At 60.1% G+C, this 26,197-nt stretch carries 21 protein-coding genes and 1 other annotated feature; of the genes, 18 read left to right on the forward strand and 3 right to left on the reverse strand.

Annotation, left to right across the window (positions count from 1 at the left end):
- Positions 1-230 precede the first annotated feature (230 nt).
- A protein-coding gene (locus AB0O81_RS12710; RefSeq protein WP_363584833.1) for an IS3 family transposase occupies positions 231-1,495 on the forward strand; the annotation gives its coding sequence in 2 pieces (ribosomal slippage) (positions 231-534 and positions 534-1,495; 1,266 coding nt in all).
- Positions 530-664: a sequence feature (AL1L pseudoknot), on the forward strand. It overlaps the preceding gene by 135 nt.
- Positions 1,496-1,806: 311 nt before the next feature.
- Here AB0O81_RS12710 and AB0O81_RS12715 read toward each other — a convergent pair.
- Complete coding sequence (locus AB0O81_RS12715; protein ID WP_363584835.1) at positions 1,807-2,925, reverse strand: substrate-binding domain-containing protein; 1,119 nt, start codon at positions 2,923-2,925, stop codon at positions 1,807-1,809.
- Between the two features lie 263 nt (positions 2,926-3,188).
- Between AB0O81_RS12715 and AB0O81_RS12720 the strand changes: the two genes are divergently transcribed.
- The 6 genes from AB0O81_RS12720 to AB0O81_RS12745 all read left to right on the forward strand — a co-directional run bounded on the left by AB0O81_RS12720 (position 3,189) and on the right by AB0O81_RS12745 (position 10,082).
- Positions 3,189-5,129 carry a DUF2264 domain-containing protein gene (locus AB0O81_RS12720; protein ID WP_363584837.1) on the forward strand — a complete coding sequence of 647 codons (1,941 nt, stop codon included), beginning with the start codon at positions 3,189-3,191 and terminating at the stop codon, positions 5,127-5,129.
- A gap of 48 nt (positions 5,130-5,177) precedes the next feature.
- Positions 5,178-6,467, forward strand: a complete 1,290-nt coding sequence (locus AB0O81_RS12725; RefSeq protein WP_363584839.1) for a sugar ABC transporter substrate-binding protein — start codon at positions 5,178-5,180, stop codon at positions 6,465-6,467.
- Positions 6,468-6,548: 81 nt separating this feature from the next.
- On the forward strand, positions 6,549-7,490 hold the full coding sequence (locus tag AB0O81_RS12730) for a sugar ABC transporter permease (protein ID WP_363584841.1): 942 nt from the start codon (positions 6,549-6,551) through the stop codon (positions 7,488-7,490).
- 131 nt (positions 7,491-7,621) lie between these two features.
- Complete coding sequence (locus tag AB0O81_RS12735; RefSeq protein WP_363584972.1) at positions 7,622-8,407, forward strand: carbohydrate ABC transporter permease; 786 nt, start codon at positions 7,622-7,624, stop codon at positions 8,405-8,407.
- Positions 8,408-8,412: 5 nt separating this feature from the next.
- A complete protein-coding gene (locus AB0O81_RS12740; protein ID WP_363584843.1) occupies positions 8,413-9,090 on the forward strand; it encodes a ferredoxin-NADPH reductase in 678 nt (225 codons plus the stop codon).
- Complete coding sequence (locus tag AB0O81_RS12745; RefSeq protein ID WP_363584845.1) at positions 9,087-10,082, forward strand: hydroxyacid dehydrogenase; 996 nt, start codon at positions 9,087-9,089, stop codon at positions 10,080-10,082. Before AB0O81_RS12740 ends, AB0O81_RS12745 begins: the two co-directional genes overlap by 4 nt.
- Before the next feature lie 40 nt (positions 10,083-10,122).
- Here the strand turns inward: AB0O81_RS12745 and AB0O81_RS12750 are convergent, their stop codons facing one another.
- Together AB0O81_RS12750 and AB0O81_RS12755 are read right to left on the reverse strand one after the other, a co-directional pair.
- Positions 10,123-10,872, reverse strand: coding sequence for an ion channel (locus AB0O81_RS12750; RefSeq protein ID WP_363584847.1), 750 nt, complete (start codon positions 10,870-10,872; stop codon positions 10,123-10,125).
- 958 nt (positions 10,873-11,830) lie between these two features.
- Positions 11,831-12,775, reverse strand: coding sequence for a LysR family transcriptional regulator (locus tag AB0O81_RS12755; RefSeq protein WP_363584849.1), 945 nt, complete (start codon positions 12,773-12,775; stop codon positions 11,831-11,833).
- 103 nt (positions 12,776-12,878) lie between these two features.
- On the opposite strand from AB0O81_RS12755, the gene AB0O81_RS12760 reads away from it, so the two are divergent.
- From AB0O81_RS12760 to AB0O81_RS12810, 11 genes are all read left to right on the forward strand, one after another.
- Positions 12,879-14,309: a sulfatase-like hydrolase/transferase gene (locus AB0O81_RS12760; RefSeq protein WP_363584851.1), complete on the forward strand. Its 1,431-nt coding sequence runs from the start codon at positions 12,879-12,881 to the stop codon at positions 14,307-14,309.
- A 2-nt stretch (positions 14,310-14,311) separates the two neighbouring features.
- Positions 14,312-15,787 (forward strand): sulfatase-like hydrolase/transferase, encoded by a 1,476-nt coding sequence (locus AB0O81_RS12765; protein WP_363584853.1) that lies wholly within the window; start codon positions 14,312-14,314, stop codon positions 15,785-15,787.
- Between the two features lie 73 nt (positions 15,788-15,860).
- A complete protein-coding gene (locus tag AB0O81_RS12770; protein WP_363584855.1) occupies positions 15,861-17,132 on the forward strand; it encodes an alpha-L-fucosidase in 1,272 nt (423 codons plus the stop codon).
- Positions 17,129-18,523, forward strand: coding sequence for a sulfatase-like hydrolase/transferase (locus tag AB0O81_RS12775; protein ID WP_363584857.1), 1,395 nt, complete (start codon positions 17,129-17,131; stop codon positions 18,521-18,523). The genes AB0O81_RS12770 and AB0O81_RS12775 overlap by 4 nt, the downstream gene beginning before the upstream one ends.
- A 104-nt stretch (positions 18,524-18,627) precedes the next feature.
- The gene (locus AB0O81_RS12780) at positions 18,628-19,962 is read left to right on the forward strand and encodes an ABC transporter substrate-binding protein (protein ID WP_363584859.1); all 1,335 of its coding nucleotides are present in this window, start codon (positions 18,628-18,630) and stop codon (positions 19,960-19,962) included.
- Positions 19,959-20,936: a sugar ABC transporter permease gene (locus tag AB0O81_RS12785; protein ID WP_363584861.1), complete on the forward strand. Its 978-nt coding sequence runs from the start codon at positions 19,959-19,961 to the stop codon at positions 20,934-20,936. Before AB0O81_RS12780 ends, AB0O81_RS12785 begins: the two co-directional genes overlap by 4 nt.
- Position 20,937: 1 nt before the next feature.
- Positions 20,938-21,879, forward strand: a complete 942-nt coding sequence (locus AB0O81_RS12790; protein ID WP_363584863.1) for a carbohydrate ABC transporter permease — start codon at positions 20,938-20,940, stop codon at positions 21,877-21,879.
- Complete coding sequence (locus AB0O81_RS12795) at positions 21,872-22,981, forward strand: enolase C-terminal domain-like protein (protein WP_363584865.1); 1,110 nt, start codon at positions 21,872-21,874, stop codon at positions 22,979-22,981. Before AB0O81_RS12790 ends, AB0O81_RS12795 begins: the two co-directional genes overlap by 8 nt.
- Positions 22,978-23,973, forward strand: coding sequence for a Gfo/Idh/MocA family oxidoreductase (locus tag AB0O81_RS12800; RefSeq protein WP_363584867.1), 996 nt, complete (start codon positions 22,978-22,980; stop codon positions 23,971-23,973). Before AB0O81_RS12795 ends, AB0O81_RS12800 begins: the two co-directional genes overlap by 4 nt.
- 203 nt (positions 23,974-24,176) lie before the next feature.
- Complete coding sequence (locus tag AB0O81_RS12805) at positions 24,177-24,398, forward strand: hypothetical protein (protein WP_363584869.1); 222 nt, start codon at positions 24,177-24,179, stop codon at positions 24,396-24,398.
- A 114-nt stretch (positions 24,399-24,512) separates the two neighbouring features.
- On the forward strand, positions 24,513-26,063 hold the full coding sequence (locus AB0O81_RS12810) for an arylsulfatase (protein ID WP_363584871.1): 1,551 nt from the start codon (positions 24,513-24,515) through the stop codon (positions 26,061-26,063).
- Positions 26,064-26,197 lie beyond the last annotated feature (134 nt).

A 26,197-nucleotide genomic window follows, 5' to 3' on the forward strand; every position in this document is an offset into this window, starting at 1 on the left:
TTGAACTCTTCCGAATACCTCATCATGATCAATTATTCCGATCTCGCCACCCTCGCGGGAAGCGGACAGGAGTCAACCAAACCTTCAGCAGACCCGAGGATCCGAATAGGACTCTCGGGAACGTCATGAATGCCAGCGCAGCGTGTGCGGTACAGAGTTGATGATTTGCCGAGGACTGAAGCGCCCTGGGTTTGATGGAGGCTCCTGACCTTGGAAACGAGGATGGAGTCATGGTGTCGAATCAGGGATCTGGGAAGCCGACGGGACGGCGGTATTCGCCGGAGGAGAAGGCCGCAGCGGTTCGGATGGTGCGGACTCTGCGTGCGGAGCTCGGGACCGAGCACGGAACGGTCCATCGGGTCGCATCGCAACTCGGCTACGGGGTCGAGTCCGTGCGGATGTGGGTCAAGCAAGCCGACGTTGACGACGGTCACGTCGTCGGGGTGAGCACCGCGGAGGCTCACCGAGTGCGAGAGCTCGAGCAGGAAGTGCGTGAGTTGCGGCGGGCGAACGAAATTCTGAAGAGGGCCGCGTCTTTCTTCGGGGCGGAGCTCGACCGCCAACACCGGAAGTAGTCGCGTTCATCGACGCGAACAAGAACGACGTCGTCGAAGGTCGCCCGCTCGGAGTCGAGCCCATCTGCACCCTGTTGCAGGTGGCTCCGAGCACGTATTACGCCGCGAAGGACCGCGCCCCGTCAGCGCGGGCCGTGAACGACGCGGCCCTCATCCCGGAACTGGTGACGCTCTGGAAGACGAACTACTGCGTCTACGGGGTCCGCAAACTCTGGAAGACCGCCCGCCGCAACGGGATCGACATCGGCCGGGACCAGATCGGCCGGCTCATGCGTGGTGCCGGCATCGAAGGCGCGACCCGAAGCAAACGAGTGAAGACAACTCGCCCCGATCCCACGGCCGTGCGGCACCCGGACCTGGTGAAGCGGGAGTTCACTGCGACTGCCCCGAACCGGTTCTGGGTCACAGATCTGACGTTCGTGCCGACGTGGTCGGGCGTCGCATACGTCTGCTTCATCATCGACGCGTACTCCCGGATGATCGTCGGATGGCGGTGCGCGTCACACATGCGCACCGAAATGGTCTTCGACGCGATCGAGATGGCCCGCTGGTCCAGGGGCCGCCACCACGAGAATCTGCGCTGTCACAGCGATGCGGGATCTCAATTCACGTCCATTCGCTACGGCGAACGCCTCGCCGAGATCGGCGCCACCCCATCGATCGGGACCGTCGGCGACAGCTATGACAATGCTCTCGCCGAGACCGTCAACGGCTACTACAAGACTGAACTCGTCCGCGGACCCGCACGCCCGGGACCGTGGAAGAGCGTCGAGGACCTCGAGCTCGCGACCCTCCGATGGGTGCACTGGCACAACACCGAGCGTCTCCACGGCTACCTCGGTGACATCCCACCCGCCGAGTTCGAGCACGCGTTCTATGCTGTCCAAACCGACCGCGATCAGTTGGTGGGAATCAAATAGCGCGAGTCTCCATCAAACCCAGGGCGCTTCAGTCGCTGAATCCCGACACTGTGGTCGAAACCTGGCTAAGGCTCGCTGACCGCTCCCCGGTGGTCAAATCGCACTAGCCGCTGGGTAGCGACAGCGGGGGAGGTGCCGCGCAGATTTCGCAGGGCGCCGACGTTCTGGGCGGTCGTCAAGACCGGCCGCCTTACCGCGATATTCTGCTCGGAGCAATTTGCGAAGATTTTTGTTTGCAAATGCACGTCCGTCGCTCGAACGTCAGATCACGCTTGAGGACTCAGGCTGGTGGCCGATCAGCGCACCTGCGTTTATCGCTCCGCCTCGGGAGCCTGCGGGGGAGCGGTTGTTGAGCGGAGACTCAACGACGGGTTCAGCGACACGCGGTGCACGGGCCGATCTGGTTCGGCTATGCGCCGAACCAGCAAGTCGAGAGCCGCGGCTCCGACCGCCTCGCGTGGGGGGCGAACTGCTGTCAAAGCTGGCGTGAAGCGCTCGGCAACCTCATCGTCGTACGACATGAGTGATAGATCTCCTGGCACAGCCAGTCCGCGATTGAGCGCCATGTCGACAAATGCCATTGCCTCTGGGTCCGAATGCACCAAGAGTGCCGTCATGCCGAGTTCGAGAGCACGGTCGAGGGTGGCGTTCACTGCGACAGAGAACTCTTTCGTATTTCGGCGAGGAAGCAGTGTTTCGAAGTGCTGGGTGGGGGCGAGTCCCAGATCGCGGCAGGCGGCGTACCAACCGGTGGCTATTTTGCGTGAAGTCGGAGATTGCCGGGCGACCACCAGACCGACTTTTCGGTGCCCGAGCTCGGCGAGGTGTTGCGCTGCCAGAAACCCTCCTAGAGCGTGGTCGCTTCCCGCTCCCTCTACCGGCGCTCCACCCGGTGGGTAGCTCGCCTCCCTTTCGGCAAGCACGGAAGGAACACCACATTGCCGCAACCATTTCACGACGTCGGCTGAATGTTCTGTGCCGGCGTTGAATGCGACGATGAGACCAGCAGGTCGATCATTGCGCAAGATTCGTTCGAGTATGGGGCGTTCATCTTGAGTTTCGTACGACGCGGTGCGCACCTGAACGTTCAGCCCATGCCGACGTGCTTCACTCTCGATGCCGTCGATAATTGACGGCCAGTAGTAGTCGAGCGTCGGAACAAGAACTGCGATCGAGTGGTTGTCGTTGAACGCTTCACGCTCGCTTCGTTGAGTCGTCAAAAAGCTGCCCTCTGTGGGCACGGCGCCGCCATGAACACGTGTGAGTTTGCCGTCGAGTTCGAGCTGTGCAAGATCGCGCCTCAGCGTGACGGGGGTGACGCCGAGCTCTGCAATCAGCTCGGAGCTTCTGATGGTTCCATGCTCGGCGAGCGCCGCCAGAATTCGCGCATGCCGAGTTGGGGCCAATGCCACGCCCGCGTATTCGCTCATCGAAATTGCCCGCCGATCTGCTTGTCTCTGCCAGGTGGCCGTTGCCGCCAATGTTAAAGCGATTACTGACTTACGGCGCCGCGTTCCGGCTGCCCAGTCGGCATTGGGAGGTGATAGAAGCTCATGGCAACGATTTCTGAACCCACACTCCCGTTATTCGATCATAAACGATCGTACTTGATTGAAAAAGTTTGCTAACTATCGAAAGTCGTTGCTACGCTCCATCTGTGCACTCCGGTGCTTGGTTTCAAAGGAGAATCTTCATGCATCAGATTGCGAACGCGTCTACCGCCACCTGGAGTAGAGCTGACTGGGCCGGGATTGCTGATCGGCTTCTCGCCGCTGCTCATCGACACGCCAGCGTCAATGGCGCGCGGATCGAGTTTCCCGGTGCTGAAGGCGGATATGGGCACGCCATCGACGGCCTCGAAGGATTCGCGCGGACGGGTCTCATCGCCGGATTTCGCATCGCTGGTGAACGAGGCGAAGGCCTGGACGACCTCATCGCGTTCATGCGTCGCGGAGTCACGGCTGGCGTAGACCCGACGGCCCCAGATAGGTGGGTTCGACTTGAGGAACACGGTCAGGCAAAAGTTGAAGCGGCATCGCTTGCTCTGATGCTCGATATGACGCGTCCGTGGATCTGGGATGAGCTGGATTCGGTCACGCAGCAACGCCTGGTGCAGTACCTCTCTCCCGCGGTTGGAGACGATACCTATCCGCGCAATAATTGGTTGTGGTTTCGCATCGTTGTGCAAACCTTTCTGCGATCGGTCGGGGGGCCGTGGTCCGCGGACGACATCGCTACCGACCTTGCGCTCTATGACTCTTTCCGTCGCGAGAACGGCTGGTATTCCGATGGGGACCAAAGTGCGTACGACCACTACGTGGGGTGGGCGCTTCACCTCTATCCCGTTTTGTGGGCTCGAATGGTCGGCGCATCCGACCTTGTGGGAGACCGACCTGAAGCACACCGAGCTGAGCTGGATCGCTTTCTGACCGATGCGCTCGTCTTAGTTGGAGGCGACGGCTCGCCGCTAGTTCAAGGGCGCAGCCTCATATATCGTTTTGCGGCGGCAGCGCCATTTTGGGCAGGGGTGATTGCGGGCGTACCGTCTTCGTCGCCGGGGCAGTTGCGTCACGCAGCAGAGGCAACGGTGCGACACTTTCTGGACCGCGGGGCGTTGGATGATGATGTGCTCACGATGGGTTGGCACGGCCCCTGGCGTCCGCTTGCGCAGTCGTACTCGGGCCCCGGCTCGCCGTATTGGGCGGCAAAGGGTCTCGTGGGCATCATGTTGCCTGCTGACCACCCGGTCTGGGGGGCACCCGACGTGCCGCTTCCGGTAGAGGTGCGTGACGACCTGCGTGTGATCGAGTCGCCGAACTGGCTCGTTTCTGCGACCACTGGTGATGGGATTGTGCGCGTCATCAATCATGGGACCGATCATGCGCTGCCTAACACGTACGTGGCTGACTCACCTCTCTATGCACGGATTGGCTACTCCACCGCGACCGCTCCACTTCTCGACGAACTGGCGTGGACGCAGCCGTTAGAACAGTCTGTCGCGCTCGTAGACGCGGCGGGGCGAGTAACTCACAGGGCCGCGATCCGAAGCCTTGGTGCTGAGGTTTCTGGTGGAGTGGGTGTTGCCGCGTCGACAAGTCGAGCGCATTGGGTGAACACTGACGCTGAGCCCGTGCGCCATGGTGCTGGGTGGGCCGGTGAGGTTGAAATTGTCGCGCAGCTTACGGTGTGCTCGATCGTGAGGGGGCCTTGGGAGGTGCGCATCTGGCGCGTCGGTGCGCTGGAGGCTTCAGTTGACGCGGCGACACTCTTCGTCCGCGTCGGTGGGTGGGCAATCAGCGGGGACGCCGTCGAATCTGTCGCTGCTGATGGATCGGCGTCTGCGCGCTGCGGTTCACTCGTCAGCGCGATTAACGCTGATTCGAACGCCGTGGCGCAGCTAGAGGTACGCGACAACGCCAGCCCATTGGGTAACACGTCGGTAGTGCCCGTGGTGCGAGCGCCCCTCACCGTCGGCGCCTGGCAGGTCGCGACCCTTACGCTCACGGCTGCTGAAGCGAAACGAGACGTTGACGTCGAGCTTGACGAGGACGTCGTGCGTATCGAGTGGCCTGATGGCCATCATTCGTGCACAGATTTGAAAGATTTCCGAGCGACCAACGATGGCGACCGGTAGGAGAGCGTCGGGTTTTTACTCGACCCCAGTGCAAAGGAGCAGCAATCAATGAACAAAAGAATCGCAGTTATTGGCGGAGTTCTCGCCGTCAGTGCCCTCACCCTCGTCGGCTGCAGCGGTGAGCCGGCTTCGACAGATGGAGAGTCAGGGGATGTCACACTCTCGGTCTCTGGCTGGACGCTCGCGACAACCCCGGAGTTTCAGGCGCTCGCGGATGGCTTTGAGGAACTGCACCCAGAGGTGACGGTTGATCTGAAGGAATATGACTCCGCGGAGTATGACACCCTCATCACCGCCGATCTCGCAGCGGGGGTTGGGCCAGACATCATCACTCAGAAGGGCGTCGCTTACGTTTCCACGTACCAAGAGGGCGGTCAGCTGATGGACCTTTCCGACGTCGAGATGCCCGAGGGGATCAACGGCACCGAGGCGTATGAAATTGACGGTTCGACATACGGGGTTCCTTATCGGCAAGATTCGTTCCTACTCTTTTACAACAAGGACCTCTTCGATGAGGCAGGCGTTGACTACCCCGATGGCACATGGACCTGGGACGACTACGACGAGGCAGCAGCTGAGTTGTCGGAAGGCCTTGATGGAGCTGACGGCACCTACTTGCACCGCTGGCAGTCGACGGTTCAGGGCTTTGCAAATTCGCAGACCCCGGGGGCAGACATCCTTTCGGGCGACTACAAGTACTTTGCGCCGTACTACGAGCGGGCACTTGCACTACAAGACGCTGGCTATCAGGCCGACTTCAACACATCCACGGCGAACCAGCTCACATACCAGGGGCAATTTGGTACTCAGCAGGCGGCGATGCTTCCGATGGGAAGTTGGTTTGTGGCGACTCTCGTGTCCCAGCAGGCGGCGGGTGAAGCAGACGACTTCGAGTGGGGCATCGCGCCCGTCCCCCAGTACGACAGCTCGACGACAGGACTCGACGCAGTTCCACTCAGCTTCGGAGATCCCACTGGATTTGCGATCAACGCCAACACTCCTGATGCGAAGGTCCAAGCGGCGAAAGACTTCGTCGAATACGCCGCGAGCGAGGCGGGCGCAATCGAACTTGCGCAGATCGGTATCACCCCTGCGCTGTTGTCTGAAGAGGTTGTCGAAACCTACTTCTCCGTTGATGGCGTTCCTGCCGATGACTTGTCTGTCTTCGCGTTTTCTACGCACGACACGGCGCTTGAGAACCCCGCAACATCTAACACTGCTGCCGTGCAAGGGATTCTCTACGACATGCACACGGCGATTATGAGCGGTTCGCAGTCAGTGGATGCTGCAATCGCTGAGGCAGAGAGTCGAGTGGCGAACGAGGTTGACCTCGGCTGACATTAGCCACCGATGAACGGCCCGGCCCTGCGCCAGGGGCGGGCCGTTCATTCTCTTTTTCTTGACCAGGAGGTCTGCCACATGACGATCACCACCGTTCGCTCGGACGACCCGCCAGCGCTGTCGCCCGGTTTGCCGAGCTCGAAGCGCAAAGCAATGCGCCGCCGAAACAACCTCATTGCGTGGTCATTCATCTTGCCGAATTTCATCGGCTTCGCTGCACTGACCCTCGTTCCTGTCGTCACCATGTTTTACATGTCGTTCACCGACTGGAATATCTTCGGCGGCGCGGAGTGGGTAGGACTCGACAACTTCAAACGCTTGCTCGGCGATGGCAGTTTCCAGATCGCTTTGTGGAACACCATCTACTACGCGGTGATGCATATTCCGTTGACCATCATTGTCTCGTTGGGTTTGGCGCTGCTGCTAAACAACAAGCTTCGAGGCGTCGCGTTCTTTCGTACCGCTGCGTTCTTTCCGTACATCACCTCGATTGTTGCGATCGCGGTCGTCTGGAATCTGCTCTTCAGCCCGGAATATGGCCCGATCAATGAAATGCTGCGGGCCATTGGGATCGCTAACCCCCCTGGCTGGCTCACCTCTCCGGAGTGGGCAATGCCTGCGGTAGTCATTGTCAGCACATGGCGCGATATGGGCTATTACATGATCCTGTTTCTGGCGGGGCTGCAAACGGTGCCACGTGAGTTGCATGAGGCAGCACGAATGGATGGTGCCAACGCTATGCAGCGATTCATCAACGTCACACTGCCCTGTTTGCGCCCGACGATGTTTTTCGTGATCGTGATCTTGACGATCAATTCACTCAAGATCTTCGATCTCATCCTCGTCATGACCGATGGCGGACCGGGTCGCGCGACGCTAGTTCTCTCCCAGTTCATCTATGACAAGGGTTTCGGAGAGAGCCAGTTCGGCTACGCTTCCGCAGCCTCAGTCGCACTCTTTTTCCTTTGCATATCAGTGACGGCCATCCAATTCGTCTGGAACAAACGGAGGTCCGTCTGATGGCCACCGAAACCCTTATCGCGCCCGTGCGACGCGGCCTGCGCAAGCTGTCTGATCCTGCTCCGAGGGCTCGGCCGACGGCCGGTGCATCTCCTTGGCGCGCAATCGGTCGCGGCGCCGGCTATGCCGCGATGGTTCTCGCGGCCGTGGTGCTTCTTATGCCATTCTTCTGGATGCTGATGAGTTCGCTCAAACCCAGCAACGAAGTCTTTGCGGTGCCGATCGTCTGGATTCCTGACACATTCGTGTGGAGCAACTATCTCGACATCTGGACCGAGTCGAATATCCTCACGTGGACGCGTAACACTCTCGTCCTGTCGGTCTCGGTGACATTTTTGCAGGTACTCACCGGCTCATTCGCTGCGTATGGCTTTGCTCGAATGCGCTTCCCCGGTCGCAACGCGCTATTCCTCCTCTACGTTGCGACGATCGCCGTGCCGTGGCAGAGCTACATGATCCCCCAGTTCATTCTGCTTTCCAATTTGAAGGTAGCCAACACCCTTTGGGCGATCATTCTGCTGCAGACGTTCAGCGCATTCGGCGTATTTCTGATGAAACAGTTCTACGAGACCATCCCGGAAGAGCTCTCTGAAGCCGCGCGAATCGACGGCATGAGCGAATACGGCATTTATCGGAAGATCATGTTGCCGCTGTCAATCCCGGCGATCGCTTCGTTGTCATTGTTGACGTTCGTCAACACATGGAACGACTACCTCGGCCCTCTGATCTACTTGCGAAACCCCGATCTGTGGACTCTGCAACTAGGCCTCAAGAGCTTTGTGAGCAACCTTTACGACACCGACTACGCACTGTTGTTCGCGGGGCTGACAATTTCGGTGATACCGATTGCGATCATCTTCTTACTAGGCCAGAGATTCTTTGTCGAGGGCATCGCTACGAGCGGGATGAAGGGTTGAACGCCTTGCGGGTTTCACACGATATGTTCTCGACGGTATTCGCCGTGGTCGCTGTCGGTCTGATCGCGAATGTATTGCTGGTCTTGTCTTGTCTGCCACTTATAGGACTGTTGATGCTGACTGACCCGGCTTCATCGTGGCCATACCTTGCGGCGTTGGCGCCGCTGTGCGGGCCGGCGATAGTCGGCGCTTTCCATGTCTTCGCTGAGCATGAGCGCGGCGGCCACGGGCCTCTGCGAGCTTTCGTCTCGGGTTGGCGACGGTCCTGGCCAAAAGCAAGCGGGGTGGGCGTACTGGGTACTCTCGCGCTTGTGGTGCTTCTCGTTGACGTACGTGCGCTTAGCGCGCTGGAGGTAGGTGTGTTGTTGATCCCTCTCTTGGCGGTGCTGGTGGTGCTGTCTGTCGGTGCGACGCTACTTGCTCTCGCGGGTTTAGCGGAAGTGCCCACCGCGAGAGTGCGTGACCTGCTTCGCGCAAGCATCTACTTCGCGGTGCGACGTTGGTATTTGACTGCGGCGTCGCTAGTAGTTCTGGTAGCGCAGGTGGCGCTGTTCACCCATGCACCTGCGCTGGCTCTCGGGTTAACCGCAGCGCCCGCCCTCTACCTTGTCTGGGCAAATTCGCGCTTTGTGCTGCGCCCTGTGCTTGACGATGTCGCCGTGCACACGGTGGCACGCGCATGAGGCCCGTCGTGCGCGCATCGATGTCGCCTGACGTTTTTGCGATGCTGTTCGATTCACCCAGGTTGGCGCGATTGGCTGAGCTCGCGTGTGTGGCTGAACCACTGTTGCTTGATCCTGACGACACGTCGTCGATTGACGACACGGAGGTGTTGATCACGTCGTGGGGAGCGCCGCGGCTGGACAAAGCGATGCTTGACAAAATGCCACGTTTGCGTGCAGTTTTGCACGCTGCAGGTACGGTGCAGGGGCTAGTGTCCGACGACCTGTGGGAGCGAAGGGTTCTCGTTACAACAGCGGCAGATGCGAATGCGATACCAGTTGCAGAATTCACCTTTGCCTCAGTGATACTCGCTTTCAAAAGGGTCTTCACACATATGCAACAACCTGCCGAGATGAAAGGCAGGTGGGCGGAGCTTCGCAATGAGTCGAGCTACGGCTCCCTTGGACGCACCGTAGGCGTCGTTGGATTCTCGCGCATCGGACGGCGCGTGGTGAGTATGCTTCAACAGCTTGAGAATGTGCAAGTGCTGGTGGCCGATCCGATGGTCGATCCGGCTGAAGTAGCAGCCGCGGGCGCAGTGTTGATGCCGCTTAGTGAGATGCTCCCGCGGGTCGATGTGCTCACCGTGCACGCGCCCTCGCTAGCCTCGACCTATCAGATGATCGGAGCTACTGAACTGGCAGCCTTGCCTGACGGTGCCACGCTCATCAATACGGCTCGTGGTGCTTTGATAGACCACGATGCGCTGTTGTTCGAATGTCGAACAGGGCGTCTTGATGCGATCTTAGACGTGACCGATCCCGAGCCTTTGCCCGCGGATTCGGAACTTTACAGGCTGCCGAACGTGGCGATAACGCCGCACGTTGCGGGCTCGCTAGGGACAGAAGTGCGCCGGCTCGCGGACTCCGCGCTCGACGACTTGGCCTCGTTGGTCGAGGGGAACACGCCAGATCATGTTGTTGCGCATCACGATCTCAGGCTGTCCGCCTGAGATCGGCCTTCACGTCGCTGGTGAATCGCCTCAACGATGATTAGCTGGCTTCGAGGCTTGACGGCCGCGGGGTCGGCTGTAGCGCGCGGATCATATCTTTGAGCTCAGCAACTTCGCGACTCAATGCTTCGACGTGGGCTTCAGTTGCCGGCGGTGCGGCCATCGTCATATTTTGGTCGCTGACGCGTTCAACGATCCAGGACGCAAGGGTCGCGGTGACGACACCGATGAGGGCGATGCCACCGATCATGAGTCCGACTGCGATGAGTCTCCCGGTCGTGGTTACTGGGTAGTAGTCACCATAGCCAACGGTGGTGATGGTGACGAAAGCCCACCAGAGCGAATCACCGAATGTGGTGATCGTCCCCTCGGATTGTTCGGCGTCAAGCATTGCGAGGGCAGCCACGAGAACTGCTAGTGCGGTTGCTCCGAATGTGTAGATCACGACTTGTCCGCGAAGCAGGTTGCCCGCGCCACGTTGGATCATTGCGAGCACAGTCAGGAACCGCATCAGGCGAAGCGGTCGCAGCATCGGCAAGACGACGATGGCAAGGTCGAGGAGGTGGTGGTAGAACCATCGCCATTTGTTCTGGGCGAGTGTGATGCGCACGATGTAGTCGACGGCGAACATGGCCCATGCGATCCAAATCACGACGTTTGCGATCACGCCACTCGCACCACGAAGGTCTGCGGTGATATCGAAGGCGTAGGCGATGAAGAAGAGGATAGCGGCGATGGTGAGTGGCCACTCCATGGCCTTCTCCCACCGGACGATTCGGGTTCCGTGCATGCTGCGATTCTTCCAGCAGGTCGGAGGCCCCTGACCGGTGGATTGCTGAAGCAGTAGGCTTCGCCCAATTGAGGGGAAGGAACAAGAATGAACAATGATTACTCGGGGATGTACGCTGGTCTGGGAATCGGCGCAATCCTCTTCTTCATCGTGTTGTACTGCGGAACGCTGGCGCTCACTATCTGGATTGGATAATTGATCATGCGCACGGCCGTCAAGAACGGCATCCTTAAAGCCGACGAAGAGCGCGCCAGGCGACGACTGCCGCAGCAACCGGGCATGTAGTTCTATCGCACCTGGGTTCATTGGAATCGGACAGCTGGATAGCGAATCCGGATAGCGAATCTCATTCGTACGCACTGAACGCTTGCGAAGAATTCGCGAACACTTCAACGCGTGCCAGCGTCGCTGAACGTAGTCGAACGAACACTTGGCCCTCGCCAAATCCGCGTAAACATGCGCGAGTGCACGTGAACGTGCGCCCGTACAGCCGTAGAGGCGGGGTTCAAATCCCTCCGTCTCCGCCGAAAAACCCCCGGTCAGAGGTCTGTGATGTTTTCACAGATAGTTGATTTGCGAGCAATAGCGAGGTTTCCAGTCGTAAGCAACCTGCCGGTTTCCGCGTTGGAGCGGCATTCAGGTCAGTAGTTCCACGGCTGACCCGCGTTTTGGGCTCCCTCCAGCGAACTCAGCCGAGCGGAGGTGTGTCGCCCCTCCGGCTGAGTGGCGGGCGAGCGCTGCTGGTAGGCACTGGCGCAGCGACCGGTCAAACCGAAGAATCGATTGCCACGCCGATCGCCAGGTCGGGGCCGCGTGCGGCGCCGCGTGCGGCGCGGGTGGTGTTGTCATCGGGCGCAGCGATTGCCCGCAACTCAGTACATCCAGGCTTGCAATGTTGCCGACGTAAGCTCGGTTGCGTTTCGCGTCCTTCAGACGTGCGCCAGGCGTGTTCGCGCCGCTACTGGCTGGGCGGATCAAACCTCGCGCCCTGAGTTGACGCGTGGCTGCCCCACTGGTGGATTCGCTGTTCAACAGTTGGTGAATCCGCAAGGAAGCGATCGACGATGGGCGGCCTGTGCCAGCGGCGGTACGCGAGCCAGAGTGTCGCATCGAGATCGGCGGCAAGAGGGATGCAGCGCACTCCGGCACGAATGATCGAGCTGTTGCTTTCGGCCTGAAGCGTGATACCAATTCCGGCGGCCACGAGAGCCAACTGTGACTCAAGCGAGGTTCCGTAGCCGGTGATGCGGGGGGTAAAGCCAGCCCGCTGGCACCCGGAGATGATGAGGTCGTAATAAGAGGGGCCGTGGTAGCGCGGCCAGAGAATGAAGTCTTCCGCTGCCAGTTCGTGAAGACGAACAAACTGGCGGGCCGCGAGTGGGTGGGTGTCAGCCAAGTAGACGACGAACTGTTCATCCAACAACCTGCGAGAGGCGACGAGTTGCTCATTGCTTATCGATCGAACAACTCCGAGGTCGAGGGAGCCGGCGAGAATCTCTCGCTCAAGGGTGGCACTGTTGGAGTGATGGTGCAGTTCCACCACGAGTCCGTGGGCGGTTGCGCGGAAACCTGAGATCATCTCGGGCAACGGGCCGTTGGCCCCCGCGCCCAGCGTGCCGATCACCAGATGAGCGTTGATTCCTAGGGGCGCGTCACGCACGATCTCTTCAGCGCGTAGAGCCTCTGAGAGCGTCCGGCGGCAACCTTCCAAGAACAACTCGCCGACGGGGGAAAGGCTCACCTCGCGGCTCGTGCGCACGACAAGTTCGGCACCCATCTCGGCCTCGAGCTTCGACAGCAACTGGCTCAGAGCGGGTTGCGAAACACCTAGAGACTCGGCCGCTCTACCGAAGTGCAGATTGTCTGCGAGTGCTACGAAGGCTCGCATCTGTCGAAGATCCATAAATAGATCTTATCGAATTAGAAGTTGAGTGGGATTGATCTATCGGTTGAGATTAGGCAACCTACTGGAGACAAAGATTGTCGCAATCAACCCGGCAGGCGCGATGACGCTCGCTGCGAGAGGACTGATCCTGATGCCCAACGGTGCGAGGCAGTCGAACGTGCGCAAGCCCAACGTTGTCTTGATCTTCATGGATGATCAAGCGTTCCGGACGATCGGATCGTTCAACAATCCAGAAATCTATACGCCGCATCTCGATGCCCTCGTCAGCCGCGGAACCACCTTCACGCACGCGTTCAATCAGGGCTCATGGGTGCCCGCGGTGTGCGTGGCATCGCGGGCAATGCTGATCACCGGGATGAGCCTCTTTCACGCGCACGATCGGCTCGAAGAGTCTTCGCTGCTTGGTCAGTATCTCGGCCAGTGTGGTTACCTGACGTTCTTCACCGGCAAATGGCACAACGGTCGGAACTCACTCGATCGAAGCTACAGCCAAGTGGGACCGTGGGTCGGAGGCATCAACGCCGACGGATTCAGCCCGGATAACCCCGCTTACAGAAGGCCTTCAGAGCGTAACTCGTGGCGACCTGACGACACCAGTCAAGGGCGCCATTGGATGCAGGACGACGGCGTGGTCGTGCACAGCAGTGAACTATGGACGAACGCAGCCGTCGATTTCATTGAGCGTGCAGCAACGGAGGACCAGCCATTCTTCTTGCACCTGGCGTATCACGCGCCACACGACCCGCGGCAGACCTATCCGGAGTTCCTTGACCTCTATCCCATCGACGACATCGAAGTTCCGCCGAACTTTCAACCGCAGCATCCATTTGATCAGGGCGACGCGCTGATTCGGGACGAGCAACTTGCGCCCTTTCCGCGGACTGAAGAGGCAGTCCGGTTGCACCGCTCCGAGTATTACGCGATTCTCACCCACGCCGACCAGCAGATCGGTCGAGTCCTCGAAGAGGTGGATGCGCGGGGGCTCACAGATGACACCATCATCGTGTTCTCAAGCGACCACGGCCTCGCGGTCGGCGAACACGGGCTGATGGGAAAACAGAATCAGTACGACCATTCCGTCAGGGTGCCCCTCATCTTTGCGGGTGCGGGCATTCCGTCTGGCGAGACCCTCGATGCTCTCGTGTATCAGAGCAGCATTTTCGCGACAGTCTGCGATTTGCTCGAGCTTCCCTCGCCGCAGTCGGTGGAGTTTCCGTCGCTGCTCCCACTCATGTCCGGTGCGGCCGACTCGGTTTACACCAGCATTTTCGGTGCGTATCGGCACTTCCAGCGGATGGTCCGCACGCGCTCGCACAAGCTCATTGCCTACCCCGAGCAGTCTCTTTTTCAGCTGTTCGACCTGACAGCCGATCCGTGGGAAACAGACGACCTCAGCGGCGAAGTTGCGCACACCGAACTGATTAACGAGCTACGGCACGAGATCGAACGTTGGCAGCTCAGCATCGACGACGACCTTGACATCACGCCCGCATTTGCTGCCAACGACGCGTGCACTTCGGAGGTGAGCTGATCATGTCGAGACCGAATGTGGTCGTGATCATGGCCGATCAGCTCAAGGCGACAGCGCTGCCTCAGTATGGCAACCCTGATGTGCTCGCGCCGTCACTCGATCGTCTGGCTGATCAAGGGGTTCTGTATGATCTGGCGTTCACGCCGCACCCCCTCTGCACCCCCTCCCGAGTATCGCTATGGACGGGTACATATCCGCACAATCACGGTGTGCGGACAAACGAACTGACGGCACCGCGCGACCGAGACAACTATCTGCGCGCGTTCCATCGCGCTGGCTACAACCTTGCGCTACTTGGCAAGAATCATTGCTTCGGCGCAGATGACCTTGGACTATTCGACGTCTACAAAGACTTCAGTCATACCGGCCGCACCGACGGCGGCGATGAACGTGACAAAAGGTTCCGGCGGTGGATGAGTGACGCGAACTATTCCCAGCTCTGGGAAGCGCGAACAGCTCCCCTTTCAGCCGACGACTGCCCGGCAGCGCGTGTGACTGAAGAGTCCTGCCGATTCATCGAGTCCACGACGGAGCCGTTCTTGCTCTGGATGTCGTTGCCCGAGCCGCATGAGCCGTATCACGCTCCCGAACCGTTCGCCTCGATGTATGACCCGGACGAGATTCAGATCCCCGCCTGGGAAGCGACAGAAGCAGTCGACGAGCCAGTGCGTCGACGGCTCTATCGTGAGTTGTGCGGCTTCACGGGTATCGATGACCGCGCGTTGCGCGAGGCAGTCGCGATGTACTACGCCATGATCAGCTTCGTTGATTCGTGTGTGGGGCGTGTTCTCGACACCCTCGAGCAGTTCGGGCGGCATCGCGACACGATCGTCGTCTTCGTATCGGACCACGGTGATTTCGGTGGTGAGCGAGGACTGATGGTGAAATGCAATTCCCTTGTCGATGCGCTCACGCGAATTCCTTTGCTTGTCAGCGTTCCAGGCGCGGCCGGTGCCGGGACTGTCGTTGATCACCCTGTGAGCCTGATCGACGTGATGCCCACGCTTGCTCGCTTGGCAGGGATGGAAACGATCGAAGAGAGCAGAGGGCGAAATCTGCCAGGACTCGAGCTCGCAACGCAGCCGCGGAGCGCGGTCTTCGCCGAGTACGGTGCTGGGGCCACACCGATGACTTACCAGACCGGCGTTGATGCGGCAGGGGCGACGCCCGTCACGCTTCGCCCGCTTTTGCGTGCGGCAGAGGCTGAAGGTCGCTCAAAGATGGTGCGCACGAGTCGGTGGAAGTACATCTACGACCCGCTCGACCCGCTCGACGAGCTATACGACCTGGCAGTGGACCCGCTTGAGTTGCACAATCTGGCTGCCGACCCCGACTTCTCAGATGTCATCGCAGACATGCGGCGCGAGCTGCTGGACTGGTCGATCAACACAGAAGATGCTCGTCCGGTACCGCTGTACTTTTCCGCGTCTGACCTGGCGCCCACCAGCGACGCACACTTTGCGCCGTTTGGAGCGTGAATTTGTGATGAAGAGCAATGTGAATGCCGAAATCTTGACCACGACTAATCTCCCCCAAAGTGAGGACGCCCCTATGGCCGATATCCCGGATGCTGGACAGATCACCTTCGCGCAGGATCCGCACTCAAAGAGCAATCCAGCCCTGAAGTGGTTCCGCGAGGCCCGGTTCGGGATGTTCGTGCACTGGGGTGTGTATGCGATCCCCGCCGGGTACTGGAATGGAAAACCCACACCTCACATGGGGGAGTGGATCATGCACGACTTGAAGATTCCCGCCGAAGAGTACAAGCAACTCGCCGCTTCTTTCGACCCGAACGATTTCGACGCCACCGAGCTCGTCGATCTGGCCGTGCGCGCGGGGCAGCGTTACCTGGTTCTGACTGCGAAGCATCACGATGGCTTCTGCTTGTGGCCAACCGAACTGACAAGTTTTAGTTCAACGGCTGATGCGCCCCTCGGGCGTGACATCGTCGGGGAGATCTCGCAGGCGTGTCGTGAGCGCGGCATCAAGTTTGGTCTGTATTACTCACAGACGCAGGATTGGACGCATCCGGATGCCGCGGGCAACGACTGGGATTTCGATCCCGAAACAAAAGACTTCGAGGGTTATCTGCAGGAGTATGTAAAGCCCCAGCTGACGGAGCTACTCACTGGCTACGGTGAGATCTCGCTGATCTGGTTCGATACGCCCCAAGGGATCACTGCGCAGCAGAGCCGCGATCTCGTCGAGCACGTACACAAGCTGCAGCCCTACTGTCTCGTCAACGGACGCGTCGGCAACGGACTGGGGGACTACGGTCAAACGCGAGACAACGAGATGCCCGACGAACCATCGGGTGACTGGGAAACCCCAGTCACCGGCAACGGCACGTGGGGGTTCACCGACAATACCGAGTGGAAGAGCGCCCACGAGATTGCCGTGACGATCGCGAAGGCCGTCTCTCGCGGCGGAAACGTGCTTCTGAACGTGGGGCCCGATAGCCACGGTGCCGTACCTTCGGCTCAGGTCGCTGAGCTCGAGGCGATCGGAGGCTGGTTGCAGCGCTGTGGTGCGTCCATCTATGAAACACGTCGCGGTCCATTCCGTGCACTCGAGTGGGGTTGGAGCACTGCTTCGAGCGATCACGTTTACCTACTCGTGGAGAATTGGCCTGTGCAGGGCGATCTGGTGCTGCCGGCGGGTGTCTCGGTCGAATCTGCCCGGCTGCTGACAGATGCGGGCGCCACCTCGCTCGGGGTGCATGATTCTTCAGGCGGCGCCGTTTTGGGCCTGACCGGGATCGAGCCCGATGCGGTTCTGTCAGTAATCGAGCTCACGGGTGCACGAGAGGTAGCGCCGCTATGAGTCGTCCAAACATCCTGCAGATCGTGGCCGATGACCTTGGGTTTGGCGACATCGGCTGCTTCAACTTCGGAATGACAGAGACTCCCGGATTGGACAGCTTGTTCCGGGAGGGTGTCGAACTGAGCCAGCACTATTCGGCATCGCCGGTCTGCGCACCGGCTCGGGCTGCGTTGCTCACCGGACGATACTCGCATCGAACCGGTGCCATTGACACTCTTGACGGTCGCGGACTGGACAGAATCGCGCTAGATGAGGACACTCTCGCAGACTGCCTTCGAGCGTCCGGTTACGCGACTGGGCTCGTCGGAAAGTGGCATAGCGGTGCTCTCGATGATCAATACCACCCGACGAATCGAGGATTCAGTGAGTTCGTTGGTTTCCAAGGCGGCTGGATGGACTACTGGGACTGGACCATTCAGAAGAATGGCACAGCGGTGCGCACTGACGGCCGCTACCTCACGGATGTGTGGACAGATGAGGCAGTCGACTTTCTTCAGGCGCACAGCGACGAACCGTTTTACTTGCATTTGGCCTACAACGCACCGCACGCACCGTTTCAGGCCCCCGAAGGTACAGATAAAAAGCACCTAGAACGTGGCAACAACCCTGCCGTCGCCACGTTGTACGCGATGGTCGAGGCGATGGATGCTGGAATCGTTCGCGTTCTGGCGGAGCTTGATCGACTCGGCCTGCGCGACAACACGCTGGTCATGTTCACGAGCGACAACGGGCCGCAAATGCGGGGGCATGGGCCACAAGCAACCGACCGCTTCAACTGCGGATTTCGCGGCTCGAAAGGACATACCTACGAAGGTGGGATTCGTGTGCCCGGTATTGTTCGTTGGCCCAACGGAATCGAAGGTGGGCGCCGTGTCGATGACATGGTGCACTTCACAGACTGGTACCCGACGATCCTTGCGGCTACAGAGACGTCGACCGTGAATGCCGATCTCGCTCGTGACGGTGAGAACGTGTTGCCCATTCTGCGTGGCGACGCGGGTGCAGTTGCTGAACAACGTTTCTGGCAATGGAATCGATATCGACCAGTTGGAGTGTGCAACGCGGCGATGCGTGACGGGCACTGGAAGCTGGTACTGCCCGAGATCACGGCGGCAATGCATGTGACACCGGACGACCTTGAGATGGATCGTGCTCTGAGGTACGAGCCCGAGCAGTTTTCCCAGATCCGCACCGGCCCGTTGCCACCGATGCCGCGGGTGCAGCCTGGTGAGGTGTGCCCCGAGCTTTACAACCTGGCGATAGATCCTTTAGAACTCAACGATCTCGCTCAGGAGGAGCCGGGTCGCGTTGAAGCGATGCGTGCGCAACTTGAAACGTGGTTTCTCGAGGTCAACAGGCCGGAGGTCGAGGCGATTTTCATGCCGACTTAAACGTTTCCACCAATCCTGACCAGACTCTCAACACCCACGACAACACATCACACCGATCCCAGCGTTGGGGTCATTCCTGCAGATATCAACGAAGAGGAACTGCCATGAAGAAATTGCAATCCAACAAGACCTGGCGAAAGGTCGCGATCGCCACGCTGAGCGCGACAGCGGTCGGCGCGCTGCTGAGCGGCTGCGCAGTCGGGGGAACGTCGACCGAAACCGTTGACCAGGCTGAGGGAGACGCCACACTCGTCGTCTGGACCGATGCGATCCGCCTCCCGCTATTCGAGGCGTACCAAGAGGCACACCCCGAGGTGACTCTTGAAATTGAGACCCTCGATAGCTCGCCCGATGAACTGGCATCAAAGATTCTTCTTGCCAACACTTCGGGACAGGGGTGGCCCGACGTTCTCGCCACGGCTGCATCTGCAGCAAGTTCGCTGGCCGGTGACCCGTATGACTTCGCGCTCGATCTCACGTCGCTTGTCGACCCAGAAATCGTCGCGGACTTTTCGCAGGGGACACTTGATCCGTGCACCGTCGGGAACGAACTAATTTGTCTGAGAGGCGACTTCGCGCCGGGCGTGCTCTGGTACAACCCGAACTTGATGGACGAGTTCGGATACTCCATCCCAACGACCTGGGAAGAATTCCAGGCCACTGGTGAGAAGCTGGTTGAAGAGCACCCTGGCTACGTCGTCGGCAGTGCCAGTAACCCTTGGGACGACTTGACCTACTACGCGGCAGCGGAGTGCCCCGGTCCGGAGTTCACGGGTGTGGACACCGTCACGGTCGATCTGAGCGATCCGAACTGCACGCGCGTGACCGAAATGATCGACAGCATGCTCGAGGTCGATGCGTTTGCCCGGACAGCCGTTGTTGATCCCCAGTTCGCCCAGGACTACGGCACTCCTGAGAAGGTTCTGATGATGATGGGACCGATCTGGTACGGACAGAACGTTTACGCCAACTCATTCGACGCTGCTCCTGGCACTCTCTCGTTCGCAGCTCCGCCTAAGTGGGAGGCTGACGCCGAAGCTCACACCGGCGACATCGGCGGTCGCGCGTACGTAGTGTCGAACCACAGTGAATACCAGCAGGCGGCGGCGGACTTGGTGACCTGGGTCACAACGGGTCCGTTCCTCGCCACCGAGGCCTCGACAACGTTGCCATCGTACGAGCCGATGCAAGGCGCTTGGCTTGACCGCAACATCGAGGATGGCACGTTCACCGAAGTAGATACGCCGCTCGACGAGGTGCTAGCCACTGCTGTTGATGGCATCTGGACGGGACTGACCTACAAGCAAGCCAATTCTGAGACCTACCGTTCGGTAGTTCCGGCTGCGCTCGGAACAGGGCAGACGATGACCGAAACTGTCCCGGAGTGGGAGACGCGACTGGTTCAGAACCTCGAGGCAGCTGGTTGGGAAGTCGAATGATGTCGACCCCACAAAGCCCCGCGCTTGCCGTAGCGGCAAGCGCGGGGCCGGAAGCCGAGGGTCAGACGCACGCCGCTTCCGCGGGGCGTGGCGGGCGAGCCCCAGGCGGTGCGTCGCGAGGCATGATCCTCACGTCCTACCTGTTCCTCTCGCCGTATCTCTTGCTGGTGATCGGATTCGGGCTCGTGCCGGCGATTTATGCCGTCGTTATCTCGTTCAGCGGACCGAATGGTGGGTTCGCGGGATTCGACGCCTATGTGCAGACATTTCAGGACTTCCGCTATGTCGATGCGTTCGTGAATATCGGCATCTACGCATTCTTCTTCATCGCGCCGTCGATGATCGTCTCGATCGGCATCGCGCTGCTCCTTCAGGGGCGATCGGCGCGCGCGGGCTCCGGATTCCGGTTCGCGTATTACCTGCCGCAAGCCCTCGTCGGGGCGGCCGGAGTCGTGGTGTGGATCTTCATGCTGAACCCGGCGACAAGTCCCGTTGGGGGACTCATGAACGCGTTCGGTCTCGAGAACATTTTCCAGGTGCTCACTCCAGCCGCTGTGCCCCCAGTGCTGGCGATGATCGCCGTATGGACCTCGGCGAATGCCATCCTGCTTATGTATGCGGCGCTCACATCCATCCCTGCGGAGATCCTGGAAGCTGCACGAATCGATGGCGCCGGTTCATGGACTACGGCCATGCAGATCAAGCTTCCGATGCTTAGAAAGTGGATCGGCTACACACTGATCCTCAATATCGCCGCGGCGACGCAGCTCTTCGTGGAGCCGCAGATTCTCTCCAGCGCGACAGGCGGAGCCATCGGTGATGACTTCTCGCCACTGCAGCTGACCTACACGTTCGCCTATACCTACGGAAACTTCCCCGCAGCCGCGGCATTGTCCGTTCAGCTGCTTGCCATCGCCGGAATTCTTGCTGCTGTTGTGCTGCGAAAGACTGACATGTTCCGGGTGGAGATCTGACATGACATATGCAATGAAAACGGAGTCCATCCGGACCCCACCCCCTGAACTGAATACGGGGGGTAAGTCACCGTTCGGACCGGCGACAGCTCGCACCGTCGCATGGTTCGTGCTGCTTGCATGGGCAGCCTTCTCGTTGATTCCGATCATCTGGTTGCTGCTTGCGGTCACCAAGTCCAACGCGCAGCTGCAAAACGATTTCCCGTTTTCGTTCGGCAGTTTCGGGAATATCTCGACCGCGTGGGCAAACCTGCAAGGCTACGACGGCGGCGTCGTCGTGGATTGGATCGGAAACTCGGTTCTGCTCACGGTCGGCGGTATCTTCCTGGCGGTCATCACGACGGTGCCGGCAGGCTATGCGCTCGGAACGCGAGAGTTTCCCGGGCGTAAAGCAATACTGATGGTCAGCTTGCTGCTCATGCTTGTGCCGGCTTCAGCGCTCGTGCTACCGCTATTCCTTGAGATGACGACGCTCGGACTCGTCGGGCATCCACTGTCGGTCATCTTGCCCCTGGGCGTCTTTCCCTTCGGCATCTACATGTCGTTCATCTACTTCAGTACGACGGTGGACAAAGACATCTATTCGGCCGCGCGACTTGACGGGTGCAGCGAATTTCAGGTGTTCCTGAGAGTCGCGGTGCCACTGGCCAAGCCCATCGTCGTCCTGATCGCCTTCTTCGCCTTCATGCGCAACTGGACTGAGTATTTCCTTCCATTCGTCATGCTGGGAGGTCCACAGCAACCGCTACCCGTCGGGCTTGCGACACTGGCGAGCAACGTTCCGCAGCTCAATCCGTTGTCCGCCCAGGCTGCCGATGTCGGCTTGCCCGAACTGATCCTCGCAACCATCATTTCGATGGCCCCCGTCATGATCGTCTTGATCGTGGCTCAGCGGACCGTGCTCCGCAGCGCAGATCTAATGGGGGGAGGGCTTCGTGGTTGAAGCTGCAGAAGAAGGCTCGTCAGTCGATCGCATCGCTTCCGTAGAGGTGGTGATGGTGCAGTCTCCTGGCGTTTCACCGTCGTTCCTATGGCGGGACGGGCTGCCCGGTTCGGATCCAGCGGGGGTCGGTGCCTGGCTTGTGCTTACCACTGAGTCAGGACTACGCGGGTATGCCTTCGCCCAGCGAGGGGTGATCTTGAACGACATCGTCGATCGACGTTTGCGTGCAGAACTGATCGGCCATGATGCGCTGGCGCGAGAGTACCTATGGCGGCGGGTGTGGGAAATCGACCGCATCGAACACATCCCGCTGCACCTGATGGGAACGGTAGACATCGCCCTATGGGATATCGGGGCGAAAGCGGCGCGAGTACCGCTTTACAAACTTCTGGGATCGTTTCGAGAAGCGATACCGGCATACGCGTCAACAGCAACGTTTGGCGACATTGCGGAGTACATGGACGTCGCAGACCAATGCCGGGAGCTCGGGTACTCCGCGATCAAGCTCCATGCTTGGGGGCACGCTCGAAAGGATGCTGCGCTCGCGGCGGCGCTTCGGTCACGCATGGGAGACGACATGGATCTCATGTATGACGGCTCCGCCGGATTCGACTTGGCTGACGCCGTCTATCTAGGCCGGGCGCTAGCTGATGAAGGCTACCTCTGGTACGAGGAGCCGATGCGCGAGTTCAGCGTTTCGGCCTATGCCGCGCTCGCACGCCGTGTGGAGATTCCTCTGCTCATCGCAGAAACCAGCGCCGGTGCACATATGAACACGGCCGACTTCATTGCGTCCGGATGCGCAACAGCCGTTCGTACGAGTTCGGCGCTCAAAGGAGGAGTGACAGGGGCGATGCGCATCGCGCATCTCGCAGATTCGTTCTTGCTTCGGGCAGAGGTTCATGGCGGCGGCTTGGTGAACACACATTTGTGCATGGCGATCCCCAACACGACCTACTACGAGTCGCTCGTTCCGCATCGCCAAGTTGTACGGGAAAGCGTTGTAGGCTCGGACGGATTTGTGCGGGCGAGTAGCGCGATAGGTGTCGGCTGGGAGTCGGCCTGGCAAGAGTTCGGGCCGCCGAAGGGAATCGCTCTGTGAACAATGAGACGGCTGTCGATGGATCAGTTGCGGTGATGCGAGTTGGGCTGTTGGGCGCTTCGGGAATCGCACCGCGCGCGATCATCGCCCCGTCCAAGCGACGCACCGATGCATTGATCGTGGCGGTAGCCTCTCGGAGCGAAGCTTCAGAGTACGCGCAGCGCCACGGCATCGCCCGGGTGCATGCGGACTACCAGACCTTGATCGACGACGCTGAAGTCGATCTGGTTTATATCGCGCTGCCACCCTCGGAACATGCGCGTTGGACAATCGCTGCGTTGGAAGCGGGCAAGAACGTGCTGTGCGAAAAGCCCTTCGCGATGAACGCCGTCGAGGCAGGTGACGTCGCCCAAGCGGTGGAGCGCACCGGGCGCCGCGTCGTCGAAGCGTTTCACGACTACTACCACCCGCTGTTTCAGTGGGTACGCGAATTCGTTGCGTCCGGCGAACTCGGCTCCATCGATGCCGTCACCGCCGAGTTCAACGCGGAGATTCCGTTTGATCGCTCATCGATCCGCCATGCGCCAGAACTAGGCGGTGGGGCACTGATGGACCTCGGGTGCTATCCCCTTCATTGGCTTCGGTCGCTGTTCGGCGAGCCAGCAGTGTTGGAGGCGAGCGCAGAATTGAACCCATTGGGCGCGGACCTGTCGATAGTCGCCCGGCTGGACTTCGGCGATGGGATTGAAGCAAGCCTGGGCGCAAGCATGGCCCCAGGCATCGAGTTCGGCGCGTTCCTGCATATTGTGGGCTCGAAGGCGACATTGCATGTCGACAATCTTGTGTTCCCTTCTGCAGGTCATTCCATTGTTGTCACGCGCGACGGTCTCGACTACACGTCGACTGTCGCCGGACAGGAAACGTACGATCACCAACTAGCCGCGGTGCTCGATGCGTTTCGCACGGGCGAGTCGCTCGCGACAGAAATCGAAGACTCTGTGCGGACAATGCGAGTGATCGACGACATTTATCGCGTTGCAGGGGTTCGCTGACAATGAGCCTTTCGAGCACGTTGATGGGCCAGGTAGAGGTGGCACGCTCAGGAGTGTGGTTGTGATGGGACGAAGCGAACGACGCCAGGTACGTGCGAGGAATTCGCGAACACTTGAGTACCTCTCGACGTCGCTGAACGTAGTCGAACGGACACCCGGCCGTCGCTGAATCCGCGTGGTCCGCCTTCTTTTTGCCTTTTGTCATGCTTGCAGATGATCGAACCTTCACGCTGCAGATCCGACTGAAGAACTTGCTGGAGTCGACCGGTGCGATCAATGTGTCACTGGGACAATCCACTTTGCCGATCCACGCCCCCGAGGCGGCGCTGGCGGGGCTTATCACTGTCGGACCCATTCTGCTCGTCTTCCTCTTCGCTCAGCGCTTTCTGACGTCGGGTCAGTTGGCCGGCGCGGAGAAAGGATGAGCGACGGACTGAGGCGAACAACTAGCGGCTGGTCGCGGATACCTTTTCGATCGTCGCCCACAGACGCCCCGGCTAGCGCCCACAGATCAGTAGATAGGAAGTTGAATGAATTGCATGACCACGGACCGCCATGCGCGACGAAATGCGCAGCCCAATATCGTTCTGATTCTCGCCGACGATATGGGCTGGGGGGACCTCGGTTGCTATGGCGCGAGCGCGATCTCGACGCCGCGTATGGACGCGGTGGCAAGCGCGGGGGTGCGATTCACTGACGCGCACTCGTCCTCTGCGGTTTGCTCCCCTAGCCGCTATTCGATCCTGACCGGGCGCTACGCGTGGCGCAGTCCGATGAAGCAGCACGTGCTGCATAGCTACGCGCCGGCGATCATCGAAACCAGTCGTCCCACCATTGCTTCTGAACTGCAGGCGAGCGGCTATTCGACCGGGGTCTTCGGGAAATGGCACCTGGGCCTGGATTGGACGCGCACCGACGGCACGCGGGTGACCGCGTTCGGCGAGCAGGCCGATCTCGATATACTCGACCGTCCTGATCAGTATCCCGTCGAGGACATCGATCATGCGCAACCCTTCGCAGGGGGTCCGTGCGACCTCGGCTTCGATCGGTTCTTCGGTATCGCGGGGTCGTTGAACATGCCACCCTCGGCATTCTTGTCGCAGGACCGCACGGTCGGTGTGCCCACCTTGCCGCGGGACATCTACATGGCCGGCCAGAACCCTGGGTTGAAGGTGGATGGGTGGCGTGATGACGAGGCGGACCTCCGATTCACGTCGGAGGCAGTGGATTGGATGAAAGAGTGTGCTGGCGAGGAGGAGCCGTTCTTCCTGTTCCTCTCCACAGCTGCGCCGCACCGTCCGTGCGTTCCACCGGCACGTTTTCATGGACTGTCACAGGCGGGGATGCGTGGAGACGCGGTCTGTCTCGTGGACTGGATGGTGGGGGAGATCGACGACACGCTCGCGGAGCTCGGCATCGCCGACGACACGATCGTGATCATCACCAGCGACAACGGTGCGCCGATGATTTTCCCCGAGGATGGGGACACGGACCATCATCGACCAAATGGCCCGTACCGCGGGCAGAAGGGCGACATCTGGGACGGTGGACATCGTGAGCCGCTCATTGTGCGCTGGCCAGCCGGCTTGGAGGCGGGACTCGTGCGCGACGATCTCATTTGCCTGTCCGACCTGTATCCGACGATTCTGGCGGCGGCCGGCCTGTCGCCTTCGAGCGGCGCGGCAGAAGATGCCGTTGACATCTTCGCGCGACTAGACAGTTCCGATCCGCGGCCACGAGGTCTGCCCGTCGTACACCACAGCATGGGAGGTGCGTTCGCGCTGCGGATAGATCAGTACAAGGTGAATTTCTGCACAGAGTCCGGTCGCGGCTTCTCGGCACAGATCAGGGACGACGGCGGAGCGAACCGTGCCATCTTCTCTGCCAGTAGCCGGGAAGACGGCACTGTCTACGACGCCAAGCACCCCATTGGCCGCATCTACGACATCGACACCGACCCGCAGGAGACCACCGACCTGTGGGACCAGCGCCCCGACCTGGCGGCTCAAGCACACCGAATGCTCTGCGAGATCACCGCAGGCGCCGACAGCGGCTTTCCCTGTGGCATCGGTCCGAGTGTCGCACGGTAACGAGGAGCCTAACGGGTTGAAACCAAAGACCCTGCAGTCCCACGCCGCAGGCGAGAGGAGCCCAGCGGTATACGCGGCCTGCTAGCGGTCGCGCCGGCAGCCTCGCCCGCCGCGACCTGTCCGCTGGTCTGGCT

This window comes from Microbacterium sp. NPDC076911 (genome assembly GCF_040687125.1).
Classification (GTDB): Bacteria; Actinomycetota; Actinomycetes; order Actinomycetales; family Microbacteriaceae; genus Microbacterium.